This is a genomic window from Pseudomonas sp. ADAK21, from assembly GCF_012935735.1.
Taxonomy (GTDB): Bacteria; Pseudomonadota; Gammaproteobacteria; order Pseudomonadales; family Pseudomonadaceae; genus Aquipseudomonas; species Aquipseudomonas proteolytica.
Window position 1 is genome coordinate 4,674,690 of the sequence record NZ_CP052857.1, and the last position, 19,201, is coordinate 4,693,890.

Consider the following 19,201-nt stretch of genomic DNA (forward strand, 5'->3'; position numbering starts at 1 on the left):
CGTTTTACTGTCATCGTTTGCGCGATTGGTAATCTTTCTTGTTTGAGAAATTTTTGCGCATGCATGACTTTCCTGTGGCCGAATGTGATATGGCCCGCCGCCAGCAGACACTCACCGCGCTCTACAGTGACCATCACTCCTGGTTACAGGGGTGGCTGCGCAAGAAACTCGGCTGCTCGCAGCATGCGGCGGACCTTGCCCAGGATGCATTTGTGCGGGTATTGCTGCTGGCCGAACCGCACAACATCCAGGAGCCCCGGGCATTTCTCGCGACCACAGCCGGGCGCTTGCTGATTGACGGTGCGCGGCGGCGCAAGATCGAGAAAGCCTATATGCAAGCCCTGGCCATCCAGTACGAAGACGCCGGCATGCCAGACCCGGCGACCATTCATGTGGCGCTGCAGGCCCTGGAGCGCATAGCGCTGATGCTCGCCGGCCTGCCGGACAAGGCCCGCGAGGCGTTCCTGCTCAGTCGCCTGGACGGGCTGACCTACAGTGAAATTGCCGTCCAGCTTCAGGTCTCGCCCAGCACGGTGAAAAACTATATCTCCAGCGCGCTGGTGCATTGCTACCAGACGCTGCATGGCGCGGACCCGCTTTGATGTCCTCTGAACAGATTGTCAGCGAAGCGGCGCAGTGGCTGGCGTTACTCAACGACGAGGACGTCAGCACGGCCGATCGCGAGGCATTCAAGGCTTGGTGCGCAGCCGACCCACGTCACCGGGTGGCTTTCGAGCGCATGGGGGCTTTGTGGGGCAGTCTCGATGAACTGCCTGCCGAACCGGCACGCCTGGCGCTGAATCAGGCCTTTATCCCACGCAAACCCGGGTACGCCGTGCGCGGCGGGCAGGTCCTGGGGTTGTTGGGTGTGCTGGTGGTCGGCTGGGCGGGCGTCGAGCAACTGCCCCTGTGGATGGCCGACCAACGCACCAGTGTCGGTGAGCGGCGCCAGCTCGCCCTGGCCGACGGCAGCCAGGTGCAACTCAACAGCAACTCGGCGCTGGACGTGAAGTTCGACGGCCGGCAACGCGTGATCGAATTGCTCAAGGGCGAGATGTGGGTGGAGGTGGCCAAGGATGCGCAACGGCCATTCGTGGTGCGCACCGACCAGGGCACGGCGACGGCACTGGGTACGCGTTTTCTGGTCCAGCGTGCAGTGGACGGCTCCACCGTGGTCACGGTGATCGAGTCAACGGTAGCCGCCAAAGGCAACGACAGCGCTGCGGTGAAAGTGACCGCAGGCCAGCGTGCGATCCTCAAGCAGGGCCGCGCGCAGCCGGCACAGCCGGTCGGCAGTGGCGACCCGGCTGCCTGGACCCGTGGCTTGCTCACGGTAGATGACCGGCCGTTGAGCGAAGTGCTGCAGACCCTGGCCAGCTATCGCCATGGGATGGTGCGTTTTGACGCCCAAGCGTTGCAAGGCATGCGCGTGTCGGGGGTATTCAAGCTCGATGACAGCGACGCGGCGCTGGCGACCCTGGCGGATAACCTGCCGATCAAGGTGGAATATTTCACCGACCTGATGGTGGTGGTCAAACCCCTCTGACCGGGCTGGAAACGCCCCTTCAAATAAAAATCTCTCTCATTCATACCCGATTTCCCGACATGGCCGTCATGGAATATAGAACTCCATTTTCCAGGACCTCTCATGTCACGCTTTGCTCGTCCGTTGCACCCACTGGCGCTGTCGGTGGCGATGGCTTTTGCCGCTTTACCCCTTGCCATACCCACGGCATGGGCTGATGAAAGCAGCCATTTTTCGATCCCTGCCGGTGAACTGAGCCAGGCCCTCAATGGCTTTGCCGAACAGGCCGGGCTGGTCCTGGCCTTTGATCCGGCCTTGACCCGCGGCAAGCGCAGCAGTGGTTTGAACGGGCAGTTGAGCAGCGACGCGGCACTGGCCCAGTTGCTGGCGGGCAGCGGTTTGCGTGCCCAGGCGTTGTCTGCCAAGCGCTACCGCATCGAGCCGATCCCCCAGGTGGAGGGCTCGGTGGAGTTGCAGGCCACCACCATCAGCGGTGCTGCTCAAAGTGAAAGCCCCATTGGCCCGGTGTCTGGCTATGTCGCCACACGCAGCCTGTCCGGCACCAAGACCGACACCGCGCTGATCGAGACGCCACAGTCGATCTCGGTGGTCACCAAGGACCAGATGCGTGCGCAGAATGCCGAAAGCCTCAACCAGATCCTGCGTTACAGCGCTGCGGTCGTCCCGGAAACCCGTGGTGCCACTGCCTCGCGCCTGGACCAGTTGACCATCCGTGGCTTCTCGCCAGTGACTTACCTGGACGGCCTGCGCGTGGCATCGAGCCGCGATGCCTCGCCGCAAAAAGATGCCTTCGACCTGGAGCGCGTGGAGGTCCTGCGTGGCCCGGCCTCGGTGTTGTACGGCCAGGGCAGCCCCAGCGGCGTGATCAACCTGGTCACCAAGCGCCCGCTGGATACGCCGTTCCATGAAGTGGGCGTGGAGTACGGCACCTTCAACAAGAAACGCACCACCTTCGACCTCAGCGGCCCGCTGGACGACCAGGGGGTGTATTCCTACCGCGTCGCCGGGTTGTTCGATGATGCAGACGGGCAGGTCGAGCATACCGAGACCCGCCGTCAGTCGCTGTCGTCGGCTTTCACTTGGCGCCCGAACGAGGCCACGTCGCTGACCCTGCTGGGGCATTTCCAGAAGGATCCCAAGGGCGCGTCCTACGGGTCGATGCCGGCGTGGGGTTCGGTGTTGCATAGTCCGCTGGGGCGCAAGATCGATGTCGACTTCTATGACGGCGAGAAAAATTTCGAGAAGAGTGATCGCGAACATTACTCCATCGGCTATGCCTTCGAGCATCACCTCGATGACGTCTGGACCGTGCGCCAGAACGCCCGTTATATGCGTAGCGAAGGGATCTATCGCAGTATCTACAGCAGCAACCTGCAGGCCGATTACCGTACGTTGACCCGCTCGACCATCGCCACCGATGTCGACATGGACGCCTACAACCTGGATAACCAGTTGCAGGGCAAGTTCGACACCGGCCCGGTGCAGCACACGTTGTTGATGGGGCTGGATTACCAGAACACCAGCGTCGATACCAAGGCCGGTTACGGCAAGGGATCGGACCTGGACATCTTCGATCCGGTGTACGGTGCACCGGTGACCACCCCGGCATTTTCCAGCGACGCGACCCAGCGTAGCGAGCAGACCGGTGTGTACCTGCAGGAGCAGGCGAAGTGGGACAAATGGGTACTGTTGCTGGGCGGTCGCTATGACTGGGCCAGTTCGGATAACAGCTCGTTGAGCTTGACCGACGGCAAGAAAACCAAATCCTCCCTGGACAGCAAAGCCTTCACCGGTCGCCTGGGCGTGGTCTATCTCTTCGATAACGGCCTGGCGCCATACGCCAGCTACTCCGAATCCTTCTCACCGCAAACCGGTACCGGCTACGGCGGCTCGGTGTTCAAGCCCACTGAAGGCAAGCAGTACGAAATCGGCATCAAGTACCAGCCGCCGGGCAGCAACAGCTTTATCACGGCTGCCATCTTCGACCTGCGCCAGAACAACGTGCCCACCATGGACCCGGATCCTACCCACCTGTGCGGCAATGGTCGCTGCCAGGTCCAGGACGGCGAAGTGCGCTCCCGTGGCTTTGAACTTGAAGGCAAGGCTAGCCTCAACGACAACCTGGATATCACGGCGGCCTATGCCTACCTCGATAACCGCATCAGCAAATCCAACAGCACCGTGCGCTATGCGCCGATCACCGACATTGGCGTAGGCCCGGCCGTGCCGACCCAGGGCACCACCACCTACGCGGTGCCACGGCACACGGCCTCGGTGTGGGCCGACTACACCCTGCATGATGGCAACCTCAAGGGCTTCGGTGCAGGGGCGGGTGCGCGTTATGTGGGCTCGTCATGGGGCGATACCGCCAATACCTTGAAAGTTCCCGGCTACACCTTGTTCGATGCGTCGGTGCACTACGACATCCCCCACATCAACACCCCGGGCGACAACCTGCGCCTGGCGGTGAACGCCACCAACCTGGCGGATAAAGAGTACGTTGCGTCCTGCTATTCGTACTCGTGGTGCTGGTACGGCTCGCAGCGTACGGTGCAGGCGAGTGCGACGTATCAGTGGTAAGCGCGGGTAGTTGATGAGGTTTTTTCCTACAGCGGCCTTTTACCAGGGCCGTTGACTCTCTATTATCCGCCCCCAGCACCTCCGGCCATGGAGACGCTCCATCAACTAAGGAAGTCGTAATGCACATTGGAAAAATGCTGGGGTTGGCCCTGATGATGTTGGCAGTGAGTGGCTGCGCCAGCTTCACCAAGGACGAAGTCGCGCCAGTCACCCTGCCATCGAAGGCGAGCTTCGCCAACAAGCCGAACGTTTATGTCGACTTTGATTTTTATCAAGGCGAACCGACCAACGCTGCCGCTGCTGAAGTACCCCAGGCGCGGGATATGCTGCGCCCGCAACTGCAAAAAATCCTCACCGACTCCGGCCTGTTCGGCCGTGTGACCCTCGATGAGTTCCAGAAGCAGCCAGGCGACTACAGCCTGCGCCTGAAGGTCTACAACCATCCGCCAGGTGGCGGTCAGATGGTACTGGCCTTGATCAGCGGCTTCACCTTCACCATCATCCCGGCGCTGGGTACCGACCAGTACACCATGAGCCTGGAAGCCCTGGACCCACAGGGCCAGGCGCTGAGCAAAGGCAGCAACCATGATGCGATCAACACCTGGTTGGGTATCTGGTTTATCCCGATGATGGCCTACACGCCAAAAGAAGCGGTGACCGATACCTTCACCCGCCAGGTCAATGCGTTGCTCAAGCAGATGGTCGAGAGCAATAACCTGAAGTACTCGGCACTGGATGCCGGTGTGCCGCGGGCCTGATTCAGGCTGTAAAAAAAGGGAGCCGGTTAACCGGCTCCCTTTTTTTTACCTGGTGTTTTTACTTGAGTGCCTGAATGAACAGCGGGTCGCTGTACAAGGCCTTGAGCAGGTCACGCACCAGCGGGTTGTAGGCATTCGCCGCATTCGGAATCGCAATGGGACCGAAGAATGAACTGGACCACACGCTAGTCACTTCCTTGGTGGCGTCGTACACCACCGTGTCGTCCTTGAGCACGGTAAAGCGTGCGGCCAGTATGCCGTGGCCGGACCCCATGCCCGCTGTCAGCTCGTTCTTCACCAGCAGTACGTCAAGGCGCCGGTGCGCGCTTTGATTCAGCAGGCCGGCCAGGGACAGTTCCTGGGTGATTGCCGCCTGCACGTGAGCGGGGATACTGCCGGCAGGCGAGCTGATCGGATTGGCCCGGACCATCAACGAACCCTGGCCCGAGGCGGCAGTGACCTTGGCCTGGCTGATGGGTTGCAACGCGGGTGTCTGCTTGAGGCGCTGGACGTTGTCGAAATTGGGCTCGTATTGCGTCATGGTCACGCCGCAACCTTGCAGCAGCAGTAATACCAATGGGGCCAACATAAGAAATTTCTTCACGGCATTTCCTTGCGTGAGGGGGATAGGGGCGCGCGATTATGGTCAGGCGCGGGTAGGGCGGCAACCATGGCGGGGAGGGGATTACGTCAAGAAGGCATTTTGCTGGCCCCCGTCTACCGCATGTTTCGCCAAAATCACTTTTATTTTCAGGTGGTTAGGTAGGATGCCAATGCGCAATGTAAAAATCACGCTGCTAGCCTTGGCCTTGGCCCTGGCCAGCGGGGCGGCGGCGGCGGCGGCCCAGGGCAAGGCGCTGCGTGAAGGGGATCGCTACATGTGCAGTTGGGGCGCGGGCACGGCGGCCAGGGCCCAGGAGCTGAAGTTGGCTGGCGTTTCATTGTATGCAGCGCGGCAGAAGATCCAGCGGTACAAGTTCGACAAGTCCTGGATGCGCATGATGGCCATGGGCATCACCGAGCAGACCTATGACAGCCCCTCGCGTCTCAAGCCGGCGGCAGTCCGTTCGAGCTTTTATGAAGAGTGCGTGCGCTACAAGTTGGCGCGCAAATAGAAGGGCGCAAGACCTACCGTAGGAGCTGGCTTGCCAGCGAAAAGCGTCAACGATAACGAGGGGTGTCTGGCCCCCGTGGTGCTCTCAGGTGCTTCGCCGGCAAGCCGGCGCCTATAAAAACATCAGCGGTATGCATAGATGTTTATTAACCCGATAGTTATTAAGGTTTTACTCTCGCAAGTTTGGAAGTTGCACCAAAAAGTGGCACGACAAGTGCCGTGCTCCATAAAAAATGTGTGGTTATTGAATGACTTAGCGCTGTTTCAATCCGACGAAAGGCTATTAATCAACTTGTTACAAGTTGTCTCTGTGGTTATTATGGCCGGGCGTTCACCTCCCACGGTTTATGCATTTTTAAATCCCAAGTTTCCATCAGCTACTTGGGATTTTTTTTGCCCGCGATTTGGCCTCACACCATGGCTTCGAAAAACTCAGCACGCATCCGGCCATTGCGCTTGGCCTGATACAACTGTTTGTCCACTTCCTCGACAAAGGTCAAGGCCTCGCTGCCTGGCTTGACCGTGGTGGTGCCCACGCCCAGGCTCAAGCTCAACAGTGGCGACACGCTGGAATGGGCATGCTCGATCTGTTGTTGGCGGATCAGGTGCAGGCAGCGCTCGGCCACGCGCCTGGCCGACGCAGCATCCGTCTCGGGCAGTAACCAGACAAACTCTTCACCACCGATACGCGCAATGAAATCCCGTGGCCGGTTGGCGGCTTTTGACAAGGTGCGCGCGACCTGGCGCAGGCATTCGTCGCCCTTGATATGGCCGTAGTGGTCGTTGTACTGCTTGAAGTAGTCGATATCGAGGATGATCAGCGACAACGGCAACTGGCTGCGCAGGGCGCTGCTCCACTCTCGCTCCAGTACGGTGTCGAACATGCGCCGATTGGCAATGCCGGTCAGGCCATCCTGGAACGAATACTCTTCCAGTTGTTTTTGCAGGCGGATCAGGTGCTCCTCGGTCTGCTTGCGCTCGCTGATATCAAACATGAAGCCCACCAGCGCCTCCACCTCGCCCTCCTTGCGCACCACATGCACCACGTCGCGAATCCACACGTAGTTGCCGGTGCTGGTCAAGGCACGGTAATCGGCCTCGTGGTCGACGCCGGCCCGCGATTGCGACACGCAGAAATTGACCACGTATTCGCGGTCATCCGGATGCATGCGTTCGACCCAGTCGTCGACGCTGACCCAGCTCTGGGGCGTCCAGCCCAACAGCGTTTCGATCTGCGGGCCGATGTAGCTGAAGGTCATGGTCTGCCAGTCGATGCGCCAGGGAATGGCCTTGGTCGACTCCAGCAGGGTTTTGTACACGGCGCTGTCGGGTTCGCTCGGGATGTCGCGGCGCATGGAGGTGCTCCAGATCGGCAAAAACCATGAGCATCTGGTGATCCTTGCCAAGAATCAAGCGCCGCTGGCAACCTCGGATGAGAGGTTGTGGCGTGGTTTTTCTGACGCCATTGCACCAGCGCTTTCGCGCAAAAATGTGGGGTAGCTAACACTTTCGTAGGATTGGCCACACGGGTTGCACAACCTGATCTAACCTGCAGGGATCACGTCCATCGCGTCATGTGCGAACAAGGGTGCCCAGGATGATTCCCATCGTTGAGTTGAGCCGCATCATGGCGTCCGGTTTCGTCCCGCTGTCCTGCGACTGTAGCGTCAACCCCGAGGGTTTCTTGACCATTCGCGTATTCGAGCCCGAGTCTGGTCGCGTCGACCTGCTGTTGACCGGCGTCTCGCCCCAGGGCCTGGATAGCATCCGTGCCATCTCCAACCTGATCGGCGAGCTGCGCACCGAGCTCAAGGCCGGGCGCCGTGGGTTTGCGGCATTCGGCTAAACGTCAGAGCCTGCGTAGGAACGAGCGGACAATGCGCTTGGTGGCGTCGGTCGCATCCAACTGCTCCAGCGCACTGTAGGCATGCCATTGGCAGTCGATGATTTCATTGCAGGGCCGGGCCTGGTCGATGTTGACCACCGAGGCTTCAAACACGTGATGCAGCGTGTCACTGGCCTTCAACTCCTGCAGATACAACAAACCATCCACGTGCAGCCCGGTTTCCTCTTGCAGCTCACGCTCGGCCGCGCCGACCGGACGCTCATCGCGTTCGACCTTGCCACCGGGCAATGCCCATTTCGACCTGGCCTTGCGCACGAACAGAATGTGCCCCTCGTGTTCGCAAATCACCGTTGCGCGTATTTTCATCGTCTGTGCCCCCGCAGCTGGATGATTGTCACAAAAGTGTAATGCAATTGTCATGCTGGGTCTTTATGGGGAGAGGCTGGAGACCGTGCAGGAAAACGCTGATACTGCCCAACTGAAAAAATACCGGTGAAGGAAAGTCAGATGAGCACCATCCGCTGGGGCATGATCGGTTGTGGCAGTGTTACTGAAGTCAAGAGTGGACCCGCCTTCTACAAAGCGCCAGGTTCGGCCCTGGTCGCCGTGATGGGGCGTCGTGAGGAAGCGGTGCGCGATTATGCGGCACGCCACGGGATTGCCCGGTTTTACACCGATGCCCAGGCGCTGATCGATGACCCTGAAGTAGATGCGGTGTACATCGCCACGCCACCGGCCAGCCACTTGGAATACAGCCTGCTGGTGGCGGCGGCGGGCAAGCATTGCTGCGTCGAGAAGCCGATGTCGCTGAATGCCGAGCAGAGCGCCTTGATGCAGCGCACTTTCGAGCGGGCCGGGCTGCATCTGTTTGTCTCCTATTACCGGCGCTCCCTGCCGCGCTTCCAGCAGGTGCGTACCTGGTTGCAGGAAGGGCGCATTGGCGAGTTGCGGCACCTGAGCTGGACCTTGTGCAAGCCGCCAGCGCCGACAGATACCCATGCCAGCAACTGGCGTACGGATCCGGCGATTGCCGGCGGTGGTTATTTTGCCGACCTGGCCAGCCACGGTTTCGATCTGTTCCAGTACCTGGCGGGGGATATCGTCGAGGTCACGGGTTATACCGCGCGCCAAGCCGGGCGCTATGTGGCGGAAGACGCCGTCACCGCCTGCTGGAGCTTCAGCTCGGGTGCGTTGGGCATGGGTTGCTGGAACTTTGTGGCTGACCGGCGCGAGGACCGGGTCGAGTTGATCGGCAGCACAGGGCGTATCACGTTTTCAGTGTTCGACGAGCAGCCGCTGCAGCTCGAAGCCGAGGTCAGCGAGACCCTGCATATTGCCCATCACCCCCATATCCAGTGGCACCACGTGCTGGGTATGAACGCGCATATCCGCGGCGAGAGTGTGCACCCGGCACTGGCGATCGAGGCCTTGAAGACCGACCGCATCATGGATCGGGTGTTGCAGCGCAAGCCGTGACCCACAGTTGTTGAGCTTTCGACAGTAGGGCGGCGCGTTACCTGACGGCGTTGCGGGGTAGTCGTTCATAACAATGGCCGCTTAGTTTATTTAAGGATTTGCTTGATGAGATGGAGAACCTCCTGGATCGCCCTGTGCCTGGTATTGACCGCCCTGGCTGATGCCGCCCCCCGTCATCAGGGGCAAGCCGGGGACTTTGATTTTTATGTGTTGTCACTGTCCTGGTCGCCGACTTTTTGCCTCACCCACCCGCAGGACCAGCAATGCACGGGCAAGGGCTACGGCTTTGTGTTGCATGGCCTGTGGCCACAGTATGCGCGAGGCGGTTGGCCGGCATCTTGCCTGCCGCAGTCGCGGTTGTCGGCCGAGGAAGTGGCCAAGGGCATGTCACTGTTTGTCACCGAGAAACTGCTCAAGCATGAGTGGGCCAAGCACGGCACATGCAGCGGCGTGGACGCATCCGAGTATCTGGACAAGACTGATACGGCATTGGGTGTGGTGCAGATTCCCCAGGCGTTCGAGCCTTTCAATGTGCCGGGCCCCCTTGCAGCCAGGGACATTGAAGCTTTGTTTCGCGAGAGCAACCCCAGCATGGGGCGCCACGGCATGGCTGTGATCTGCAAGGGCAAGGTGTTGTCGGAGGTGCGGGTCTGCTTGAGCAAGGAGCTGCGCTTTACCGGTTGCCCGCAGAGCATCAAGACACAATGCCGCGCTGGCGAACTGCGGATTCCAGCCCAGCGATAGGTGGGTGGGCTTCTGACTAGCGGCTATTGTCAGAAAATTCCCACAGGAGTACAAATGTACTCCATGACGACTCTCACTCCCCGCCGTTGCGCCATCCTGAACTTCATCCGCGAGCGTATCGCGCAGCAAGGTCAGCCCCCCAGCCTCGCCGAGATCGCCGAGGCCTTCGGTTTTGCCTCGCGCAGTGTGGCGCGCAAACACGTGCTGGCGTTGACCGAGGCCGGGTTTATCGAGGTCAACCCGAACCAGGCCCGGGGTATTCGCCTGCTCAATCAACCGGCCCGCCCCGAATGGCTGGATGTCCCGGTGCTGGGCCGCGTTGCAGCTGGCCTGCCCATCGGCGCCGACGCCGAAGTGCACGCACGGTTGATGCTCGACCCTGCGACCTTTGCCCGAGTCCCGGATTACTTGCTGCGGGTCCAGGGTGACTCGATGATCGAAGACGGCATTCTCGATGGCGACCTGGTGGGCGTGCGGCGCAGTGCCGAGGCGCTGAACGGGCAGATAGTGGTGGCGCGCCTGGATGGCGAAGTCACCATCAAGCGTTTCGAGCGGGCGGGCGACAGTGTGCGTCTGTTGCCGCGCAACCCTGCTTATCAACCTATCGTGGTCCGTCCCGACCAGGACCTGGCCATCGAGGGTGTGTTCTGTGGCCTGGTGAGGCCAGGCTGATGGGCGCCGTGGTTGCACTGGACTCGCTGTTCAATGGCGGGCGGGTCTGGAAGGGGCGGCCGGCCGCGCCGCCGGCCAGTGTGCATCCCACGGGGCTGGCGGCCCTGGATGCGGTGTTGCCCAGCGGTGGCTGGCCAGAATCGGCCTTGAGCGAAATCCTCGTGGCCCAGCAGGGCGTGGGTGAGTTGCAACTGGTCTGGCCGACCCTGGCGCGGCTGTCGGCGGCCGGCGAGCGCATTGTGCTGGTGGCACCGCCGTATACCCCATACCCCCACGCCTGGCAGAACGCCGGGGTGGACCTGCGCCAGCTCTCGGTGATCCAGGCCGATGAGCGCGATGCCTTGTGGGCGGCCGAGCAATGCCTGCGCTCTGGCAGTTGCGGCGCGGTGCTGTGCTGGCCGCGCAAGGCCGATGACCGGGCCTTGCGCCGCTTGCAGGTGGCTGCCGAGACCGGCCAGACCCTGGCGTTTGCCTGGCGGGCCATGGGCGAGGCGATCAACCCGTCACCGGCGGCCCTGCGCCTGGCCGTCGAGCCGCATCAGGTGCGGGTACTCAAGTGCCGGGGTGGCCTGGCCCATCCCGCGCCCATTGCCCTGGCCAGCGGGCACTGAGGTTGATATGCGCTGGGTGTGTATTGTCTTCCCGCAATTGGCGTTGGACGGGGTCTTGCGTCAGCGCCCCGAGCCCGAGCAACCCTTGGCCTTGTTGGCCGGCCCGCCACAACGCCGGGTGCTGCAAACCGTCAATGCCGCCGCGCGTGCCTTGGGCCTGCGCCCCGGCCAATCCCTGACCGCGGCCCATGCCCTGACCAAGGCCTTTGCCTGCGTCGAATACGACCCGGTGGAGATCGACCGCTGCCAGCAACTGCTCGCGGCCTGGGCCTATGGTTTCAGCTCCCAGGTCAGCGTGTTCTATCCGCGGGCCTTGCTGTTTGAAATCGAGTCGAGCCTTGGCCTGTTCGGGCCGTGGCCGCTGCTGGAAGCACGCTTGCGCGAGGAACTGACCGACCTGGGCTTTCGCCACCGTATCGTTGCCGCCCCCAACCCGGCCGCCGCGCGCGTATTGGCCAATGCCTACGACAGCCTGGCCGTGGCCGATGCCGAGGACCTCCAGCAAGCCCTTGGGCCGATGCCCATCGATCGCGTCGGCATCGACCCGCAAGCCGCCACGGCCTTGTCGCGCATGGGCCTGCGGACCCTGGCCCAAGTGCAGGCGTTGCCCCGGCATACCTTGGCCCGGCGGTTTGACGCAGGGTTGCTCAGGCACCTGGATGCCTTGACCGGGCAACGGCCGCTGGCCCTGGATTTTTATCAGCCGCCGGATCGTTTTGACCTGCGCATCGAATTGAATTTCGATGTGCAGTCCCACCAGGCCCTGCTGTTTCCCTTACGGCGCCTGACCGGCGACCTGGCGGCGTTCCTCTGTGGCCGCGACAGTGGCGTGCAGCGTTTTGCCCTGCACCTGGAGCATGCCGAGGCGCCGGACAGCGTGATCACGGTGGGCCTGCTGAGTGCCGAACGCGAACCTTCGATGCTGTTTGAACTGGCCCGTGGCCGCCTGGAGCAGGTGCTAGTGGCCGCGCCCGTACATGCCCTGCGCCTGCTGGCCGAGGACCTGCCGGTGTTTGTGCCCCAGCGCCAGGACCTGTTCGACGAGCGCCCGCAGCAAACCCTGCCCTGGGCACAATTGCGCGAGCGTCTGCGGGCGCGTCTGGGGGATGAGGCGGTGCAGGGCTTGCGCTTTCATGCTGACCATCGCCCCGAGTGTGCCTGGCTACCGGGCAGCGACAGCCGCGTCTGCCCACCCTTGAGCCCGGTGCAACGCCCTGGCTGGTTGCTCAATGAGCCGACCTTGCTGGCCGAGCAGGGTGTCCAGATCCTGCTGGGCCCGGAGCGCATCGAGTCCGGTTGGTGGGATGGCGCGGATATCCGCCGCGACTACTACCTGGTGCGTACCCGCGCCGGGCAGCAAGGCTGGGCTTATCGCACCGTGGGTGACAGCGCCGGGTTGTGGCTGCAGGGTTGGTTTGCATGATGCAGGGCTACGCCGAGCTGCATTGCCTGTCCAACTTCAGCTTCCAGCGCGGTGCGTCCAGTGCCCGCGAGTTGTTCGAGCGCGCCAAGCAGCAGGGTTATCAGGCCCTGGCAATCACCGACGAATGCACCCTGGCCGGTATCGTGCGGGCCTGGCAGGCGGCCAAGGAGGTCGGGCTGGAGTTGATCGTCGGCAGTGAGGTGCGCCTGGAGAACGGCCCGAAACTGGTGTTGCTGGTGGAGAACCTACAGGGCTACCAGCACCTGTGCCGGCTGATCACCCAGGCCCGGCGCCGTGCCGAAAAAGGCCAGTACCGCCTGTTGCGCGAAGACTTCGCCGACCCGGTGCCGGGGTTGCTGGTGCTGTGGCTGGCCGAGGCGGGTGATACACCTGCCGATGGCCAGTGGTTGTGCGACACCTTCAATCAACAGCTATGGCTGGCGATAGAACTGCATTGCGCCCAGGACGATGCCCGCCGCCTGGCACAGCGTCTGCAACTGGCCGCCAGCCTGGGCCTGCCAACCGTGGCCTGTGGCGATGTGCATATGCATGTGCGTAGCCGGCGCGCCTTGCAGGACACCATGACCGCCATCCGGCACCATCTGCCGGTGGCGCAAGCCGGCGAGCGCCTGCACCCCAATGGCGAGCGGCACTTGCGCAGCCTGGAGGCGATCGGTGCGCTGTATCCGGCGTGCTTGCTCGAGGCGTCACTGCAGATCGCCCGCCGTTGCACCTTCGACCTGGGCCAGTTGCGCTATCAATACCCCAAGGAGTTGGTGCCGCAAGGGCAGAGCGCCAAGTCCTGGCTGCGCGCCTTGACCGAAGAGGGCATCAGCCAGCGCTGGCCCGAGGGGGCGTCAGCCAAGACCCTGGAGCAAATCGATAATGAACTGGAGTTGATCAGCGACCTGGGCTACGAAAGCTATTTCCTTACCGTGCACGACATCGTGCGCTTCGCCCGCAGCCGTTCGATCCTCTGCCAGGGCCGTGGCTCGGCGGCCAACTCGGCAGTGTGCTTTGCCCTGGGCATCACCGAAATCGATCCCAGCCGGATGAACATGTTGTTCGAGCGCTTCCTGTCCCGGGAACGCAACGAACCGCCGGACATCGATGTGGACTTCGAGCATGAACGCCGCGAAGAGGTGCTGCAATACGTGTTTCAGCGCTATGGCCGGCGCCGCGCGGCCTTGACCGCAGTGGTCAGCAGCTACCACGGTGCCGGCGCGGTGCGTGATGTGGCCAAGGCCCTGGGCCTGCCACCGGATCAGGTCAATGCCCTGGCCGATTGCTGCGGGCGCTGGAGCGATGAAGCGCCGCCCCTGGAGCGCTTGCGCGAGGGTGGTTTTGACCCGGACAGCCCGGTCTTGCGACGGGTCCTGGGCTTGACCCAGCAACTGATCGGCTTCCCGCGCCACCTGTCCCAGCACCCCGGTGGCTTCGTGATTTGCGAGCAACCGCTGGACACGTTGGTGCCGGTGGAAAACGCCGCCATGGCCGAACGCACCATCATCCAATGGGACAAGGATGACCTGGACGCCGTGGGCCTGCTCAAGGTCGATATCCTGGCCCTCGGCATGCTCAGCGCGATCCGCCGCTGCTTCGACCTGCTGCGCCGCCATCGTCACCGCGACCTGACACTGGCGACGGTGCCCTCGGAAGATCCGGCAACCTACGCGATGATCAGCCGCGCCGACACCATCGGCGTATTCCAGATCGAGTCACGGGCGCAGATGTCCATGTTGCCCCGGCTCAAGCCCAATACGTTCTATGACCTGGTGATCGAGGTGGCCATCGTGCGCCCCGGGCCGATCCAGGGCGGCATGGTGCATCCGTATCTGCGCCGACGGAACAAGGAAGAGCCCGAGACCTATCCGTCGCCCAAGCTGGAAGCGGTACTCAAGCGCACGTTGGGTATCCCGCTGTTCCAGGAGCAAGTGATGCAGATCGCCATTGTCGCGGCGGACTACACCCCCGGCGAAGCTGACCAGTTGCGCCGCTCGATGGCGGCCTGGAAGCGCCATGGCGGGTTGGAGCCCCATCGCCAGCGGCTGCGCGCCGGCATGCTCAACAACGGCTACAGCGAGGCCTTTGCCGCCCAGGTGTTCGAGCAGATCAAGGGCTTTGGCAGCTATGGTTTTCCCGAGTCCCACGCGGCCAGTTTCGCCTTGCTGACCTACGCCAGTTGCTGGCTCAAATGCCATGAGCCGGCGGCGTTCGCTTGCGCCCTGATCAACAGTTGGCCCATGGGGTTCTACAGCCCGGACCAGATCCTGCAGGATGCGCGCCGCCATCACCTGCAGATTCGCCCGGTGGACGTGACCGCCAGTGACTGGGATTGCAGCCTGGAACCCATCGACGGCCAGCAACCGGCGATTCGCATGGGCTTGCGCATGATCAGCGGCTTTCGCGAATACGAGGGCCTGCGTATCGAAAAAGCCCGTCAGGGCGCAGGGTTTCGCGATATCGCCGACCTGGGCGAGCGCGCCCGACTGGACAGCCGGGCCCAGGAACTGCTGGCGGATGCCGGGGCCTTGCGTCAGTTGACCGGGCACCGGCATCAAGCGCGCTGGGACGTGGCCGGGGTGGAGAAGCAACTGGGATTATTTGCCGGGGCATCGAGCCCGCAGGAAGAGGCGGTGCAACTGCCGGCACCCAGCGTCGGCGAAGACCTGTACGCCGACTATGCCAGCGTGGGCACCACCCTGGGGCCCCATCCCTTGGCGCTGTTGCGTGATCAATTGCACGCGCGGCGCTGCCGCAGCTCACAGGAGCTGCAGGCGGTGGAGCATGGGCGCAATGTCAGCGTTGCCGGCCTGGTCACCGGGCGCCAGCGCCCGGGCACTGCCAGCGGCGTGACCTTCGTGACCCTGGAAGACGAGTTTGGCAACATCAACGTGGTGGTCTGGCGCGACCTGGCCGAGCGTCAGCGCCAGGTGCTGGTGAACTCACGGCTGCTCAAGGTGGATGGTCGCTGGGAAGCGGTGGGCGAAGTCCGCCATTTGATCGCTGGCCGCCTGAGCGACCTGACGCCACTGTTGGCGGGGATCAGCGTGCGTAGCCGGGATTTCCGCTGAGGGGTACAACGCTCTTCTTTCAAAAAACAACCCCTGGCCACAGGGAACTTGCAGCACCCTGGAACCTACTATGTACCACTGGCATTATGTGGCGAGCGGGCTGTATGTGGCGAGCGGGCTTGCCCCGCGCTGGGTGGCAAAGCCACCCCAACCGGCTCACCATGCTCCACCAGACACCCCAAGGTGGCAGGATTTTGGGCTGCTGCGCAGCCCAGCGGGGGACGAGCCCCCTAGCCACAAGAAACTAGCCGCACCCAGGAACCTACTGTGGACTACCGTCTTTATGTGGCGAGCGGGCTTGCCCCGCGCTGGGTGGCAAAGCCACCCCAACCCCCTCACCATGCTCCACCAGACACACCGAGGTGGCAGGATTTTGGGCTGCTGCGCAGCCCAGCGGGGGACGAGCCCCCTCGCCACAAGGAGCTTGCCGCACCCTCGAACTTACTGCGGACCACCGTCTTTATGTGGCGAGCGGGCTTGCCCCGCGCTGGGTGGCAAAGCCACCCCAACCGGCTCACCATGCTCCACCAGGCACCCCAAGGTGGCAGGATTTTGGGCTGCTGCGCAGCCCAGCGGGGGACGAGCCCCCTAGCCACAAGAAACTAGCCGCACCCAGGAACCTACTGTGGACTACCGTCTTTATGTGGCGAGCGGGCTTGCCCCGCGCTGGGTGGCAAAGCCACCCCAACCCCCTCACCATGCTCCACCAGACACACCGAGGTGGCAGGATTTTGGGCTGCTGCGCAGCCCAGCGGGGGACGAGCCCCCTCGCCACAAGGAGCTTGCCGCACCCTCGAACTTACTGTGGACCACCGTCTTTATGTGGCGAGCGGGCTTGCCCCGCGCTGGGTGGAAAAGCCACCCCAACCGGCTCACCATGCTCCACCAGACACACCGAGGTGGCAGGATTTGGGGCTGCTGCGCAGCCCATCGGGGGACGAGCCCCCTCGCCACAAGGAGCTTGCCGCACCCTCGAACTTACTGTGGACCACCGTCTTTATGTGGCGAGCGGGCTTGCCCCGCGCTGGGTGGCAAAGCCACCCCAACCGGCTCACCATGCTCCACCAGACACCCCGAGGTGGCAGGTTCTGGAGCTTGCTGCGCAACCCAGCGAGGGGCAGCCCCCTAGCCACATTGATACAGAGTGAAACCATCCGGCACCGCTATGCTCCAACCTTGGCGAACGTCTTCTCTTTGTATGAGCAGGGTCCATGCAATTTTTATCCAATACCCATGGTTGTGACGGCTGGGGCGGTGAAATGGCCCAAAGGATTCGTGCCTTTGACTGGTCGAACACGGACCTGGGCTCGATTGACAGTTGGTCCACCAGCCTGACCTGTGCCGTGCAGATGCTCCTGGCCTCGCCGGTGCCGATGGTGATGCTCTGGGGGCGCGCCGGGTACATGATCTACAACGACAGTTACTCGGTGTTTGCCGGCGGCCGGCATCCGTCCCTGTTGGGCATGCCGGTGGAGCAGGGCTGGCCGGAAGTGGCCGACTTCAACCGGCATGTCATGAGCACCTGCCTGGCCGGCGGCACCTTGTCCTATCGCAACAAGGCCTTGACGCTGCTGCGCAATGGTCAACCCGAAGACTTGTGGCTGGACCTCTATTACAGCCCGGTAGCCGGTGACGACCAGCAGCCGGCCGGGGTGCTGGCGATTGTCGTGGAGACCACCGCGCACGTGCTGTCCGAGCGTTTGCGCCAGGAAGCCGAGGGTGCCTACCGTGTGGCGGACGAGCGTTTGCAACTGGCGCTCAATGCCGGGGCATTGCTGGGCTCATTTGTCTGGGATGTGTTGCCGGATCGCCTGTCGGGAGACGAGCGTTTCGCCCGCACCCTGGGCCTGTCCATGGACGATGTGGAGCAGGGCCTGCCCATCGCCACCGCCACCGAGATCATCCATCCCGATGACCTGGCGCGGGTCAGCCGCCTGATCGCCCGCACCCTGGAAGCCGGCGGGTCATATAACGTCGAATTTCGCGTGCGGCGCCCTGACGCCAGCTATCTGTGGGTACTGGCCAGCGGGCGCTGCGAACTGGATGCGCAGGGGCAGCCGCTGCGCTTTCCCGGGGTGATCATTGATATCCATGTGCGCAAGATCGCGGAAGAGTCCCTGCTCAAGCTCACTCACAATCTGGAGCAGCGCGTCGCCGCCGAAGTCCAGGCGCGCTCGGCCGCCGAGGACCAGTTGCGCCAGTCGCAGAAGCTCGAGGCCATTGGCGGGCTGACGGGGGGCGTGGCCCATGACTTCAATAATCTGCTGCAGGTGATTGCCGGCAACCTGCACTTGCTGGCTCGCCATGAACGGGATAACCCCCAGGTACAACGGCGCGTCGGGGCTGCCCTGGCTGCCGTCGAACGCGGCGCCAAGCTGTCTTCGCAACTGCTGGCGTTTGCCCGGCGCCAGCCCCTGTCACCGGCGGTGTTCAACCCCCGGCGCATTTATGAAGGCCTGGGTGAGTTACTGCAGCGGGCACTGGGGGAAACCATCCAGATCGATGTGCAATTGCCGCAAGACCCGTGGTGCATCCATGTCGATCGCAATCAGCTGGAAAATGCCGTGCTCAACCTGGCGATCAATGCCCGGGATGCCATGAAAGGCGAGGGGGTGATCCGCATCACCGGTGAAAACATCACCTTGTCGCCCGAGGAGGGCAGCCGCAACGGGATTGCCCCCGGTGAATATGTGCGCTTGTCTGTCAGCGACACCGGGGCCGGCATGTCGCCGGCGGTGCTGCGGCGGGTCTTCGAGCCGTTCTTTACCACCAAGCCAGACGGTCACGGCACCGGCCTGGGCTTGAGCATGGTGTTTGGTTTCGTCAAGCAAAGTGGCGGGCATGTGCAGGTCAGCAGCGAGCCGGGCCAGGGCACCGTAGTGCAGATGTACTTCCCCCACAGCCTTGAGCCGGAAAGCGAGGAAACGCCTGCCCAGGTGATGTTGCAGGAAGGCGGCCGCGAAACCATCCTGGTCGTGGAGGACAACCAAGGTGTACGTGCCGCGGCGGTGGAGTTGCTGCAACAGGCCGGCTACACGGTGCTCACGGCCGAGGACGGCGACGACGCGATGTTGATGCTGCGCACCGGTTTGCGGCCGGACCTGATCTTTACCGACGTGGTCATGCCGGGGCGGTTCAAAAGCACGGACCTGGCCGAGTGGGCCAAGGTACAACAGCCGCCCGTTGCTGTGTTGTTTACCTCCGGGCATACCCGCGACGTGCTTTCCAGCAATCACCAGTTGGGAGCCGATATTCACCTGCTGGGTAAACCCTATAGCCCTGATGCCCTCGCGCAGCGGGTACGCTCAGTACTCAATGCACGTAATTGAACGTTTGCCCCGGTTCCTGGCTCCACCG

The 19,201-nt window shown here is 62.7% G+C and carries 17 protein-coding genes; 14 read left to right on the forward strand and 3 right to left on the reverse strand.

Translation table 11 applies throughout. The features are described from left to right. The first annotated feature begins 59 nt into the window (after positions 1-59). The 4 genes from HKK57_RS21225 (at position 60) to HKK57_RS21240 (ending at position 4,884) form a co-directional block, all read left to right on the forward strand. Entirely contained in the window at positions 60-602 is a 543-nt protein-coding gene (locus HKK57_RS21225; RefSeq protein ID WP_029293670.1) for a sigma-70 family RNA polymerase sigma factor, read from the forward strand. Next, positions 602-1,546, forward strand: a complete 945-nt coding sequence (locus tag HKK57_RS21230; protein WP_029293671.1) for a FecR family protein — start codon at positions 602-604, stop codon at positions 1,544-1,546. Before HKK57_RS21225 ends, HKK57_RS21230 begins: the two co-directional genes overlap by 1 nt. A gap of 102 nt (positions 1,547-1,648) precedes the next feature. Next, a complete protein-coding gene (locus tag HKK57_RS21235; RefSeq protein WP_169390701.1) occupies positions 1,649-4,126 on the forward strand; it encodes a TonB-dependent siderophore receptor in 2,478 nt (825 codons plus the stop codon). A gap of 119 nt (positions 4,127-4,245) precedes the next feature. Further along, positions 4,246-4,884, forward strand: a complete 639-nt coding sequence (locus tag HKK57_RS21240; protein WP_169390702.1) for a hypothetical protein — start codon at positions 4,246-4,248, stop codon at positions 4,882-4,884. 58 nt (positions 4,885-4,942) lie between these two features. On the opposite strand, the gene HKK57_RS21245 is transcribed toward HKK57_RS21240, so the two are convergent. Further along, positions 4,943-5,488 (reverse strand): hypothetical protein, encoded by a 546-nt coding sequence (locus HKK57_RS21245; RefSeq protein WP_029293674.1) that lies wholly within the window; start codon positions 5,486-5,488, stop codon positions 4,943-4,945. A 169-nt stretch (positions 5,489-5,657) separates the two neighbouring features. On the opposite strand from HKK57_RS21245, the gene HKK57_RS21250 reads away from it, so the two are divergent. Continuing rightward, positions 5,658-5,999, forward strand: a complete 342-nt coding sequence (locus HKK57_RS21250; RefSeq protein ID WP_169390703.1) for a hypothetical protein — start codon at positions 5,658-5,660, stop codon at positions 5,997-5,999. Positions 6,000-6,408: 409 nt separating this feature from the next. Here the strand turns inward: HKK57_RS21250 and HKK57_RS21255 are convergent, their stop codons facing one another. After that, on the reverse strand, positions 6,409-7,353 hold the full coding sequence (locus HKK57_RS21255) for a sensor domain-containing diguanylate cyclase (RefSeq protein ID WP_070996091.1): 945 nt from the start codon (positions 7,351-7,353) through the stop codon (positions 6,409-6,411). Between HKK57_RS21255 and HKK57_RS21260 the strand changes: the two genes are divergently transcribed. Both HKK57_RS21260 and HKK57_RS21265 read left to right on the forward strand, forming a co-directional pair. Continuing rightward, positions 7,352-7,498 carry a hypothetical protein gene (locus tag HKK57_RS21260; RefSeq protein WP_169390704.1) on the forward strand — a complete coding sequence of 49 codons (147 nt, stop codon included), beginning with the start codon at positions 7,352-7,354 and terminating at the stop codon, positions 7,496-7,498. The two genes, HKK57_RS21255 and HKK57_RS21260, sit on opposite strands and share 2 nt — an antisense overlap. 97 nt (positions 7,499-7,595) lie before the next feature. Then, positions 7,596-7,844 (forward strand): DUF1652 domain-containing protein, encoded by a 249-nt coding sequence (locus HKK57_RS21265; RefSeq protein WP_029293677.1) that lies wholly within the window; start codon positions 7,596-7,598, stop codon positions 7,842-7,844. A 3-nt stretch (positions 7,845-7,847) separates the two neighbouring features. Here the strand turns inward: HKK57_RS21265 and HKK57_RS21270 are convergent, their stop codons facing one another. Further along, on the reverse strand, positions 7,848-8,210 hold the full coding sequence (locus tag HKK57_RS21270; RefSeq protein ID WP_029293678.1) for an NUDIX hydrolase: 363 nt from the start codon (positions 8,208-8,210) through the stop codon (positions 7,848-7,850). A 141-nt stretch (positions 8,211-8,351) separates the two neighbouring features. Between HKK57_RS21270 and HKK57_RS21275 the strand changes: the two genes are divergently transcribed. From HKK57_RS21275 to HKK57_RS21305, 7 genes are all read left to right on the forward strand, one after another. Continuing rightward, positions 8,352-9,320: a Gfo/Idh/MocA family protein gene (locus HKK57_RS21275; RefSeq protein WP_029293679.1), complete on the forward strand. Its 969-nt coding sequence runs from the start codon at positions 8,352-8,354 to the stop codon at positions 9,318-9,320. Between the two features lie 105 nt (positions 9,321-9,425). Further along, positions 9,426-10,064 (forward strand): ribonuclease T2 family protein, encoded by a 639-nt coding sequence (locus HKK57_RS21280; protein WP_169390705.1) that lies wholly within the window; start codon positions 9,426-9,428, stop codon positions 10,062-10,064. 54 nt (positions 10,065-10,118) lie between these two features. Next, on the forward strand, positions 10,119-10,736 hold the full coding sequence (gene lexA, locus HKK57_RS21285) for a transcriptional repressor LexA (RefSeq protein WP_029293681.1): 618 nt from the start codon (positions 10,119-10,121) through the stop codon (positions 10,734-10,736). Further along, positions 10,736-11,347 (forward strand): translesion DNA synthesis-associated protein ImuA, encoded by a 612-nt coding sequence (imuA, locus tag HKK57_RS21290; RefSeq protein WP_169390706.1) that lies wholly within the window; start codon positions 10,736-10,738, stop codon positions 11,345-11,347. Before lexA ends, imuA begins: the two co-directional genes overlap by 1 nt. A 7-nt stretch (positions 11,348-11,354) precedes the next feature. Next, complete coding sequence (locus tag HKK57_RS21295) at positions 11,355-12,770, forward strand: Y-family DNA polymerase (protein WP_169390707.1); 1,416 nt, start codon at positions 11,355-11,357, stop codon at positions 12,768-12,770. Next, entirely contained in the window at positions 12,746-15,844 is a 3,099-nt protein-coding gene (locus tag HKK57_RS21300; RefSeq protein ID WP_201975810.1) for an error-prone DNA polymerase, read from the forward strand. Before HKK57_RS21295 ends, HKK57_RS21300 begins: the two co-directional genes overlap by 25 nt. A gap of 1,211 nt (positions 15,845-17,055) precedes the next feature. Next, on the forward strand, positions 17,056-19,173 hold the full coding sequence (locus HKK57_RS21305) for a hybrid sensor histidine kinase/response regulator (RefSeq protein ID WP_169390709.1): 2,118 nt from the start codon (positions 17,056-17,058) through the stop codon (positions 19,171-19,173). Positions 19,174-19,201 lie beyond the last annotated feature (28 nt).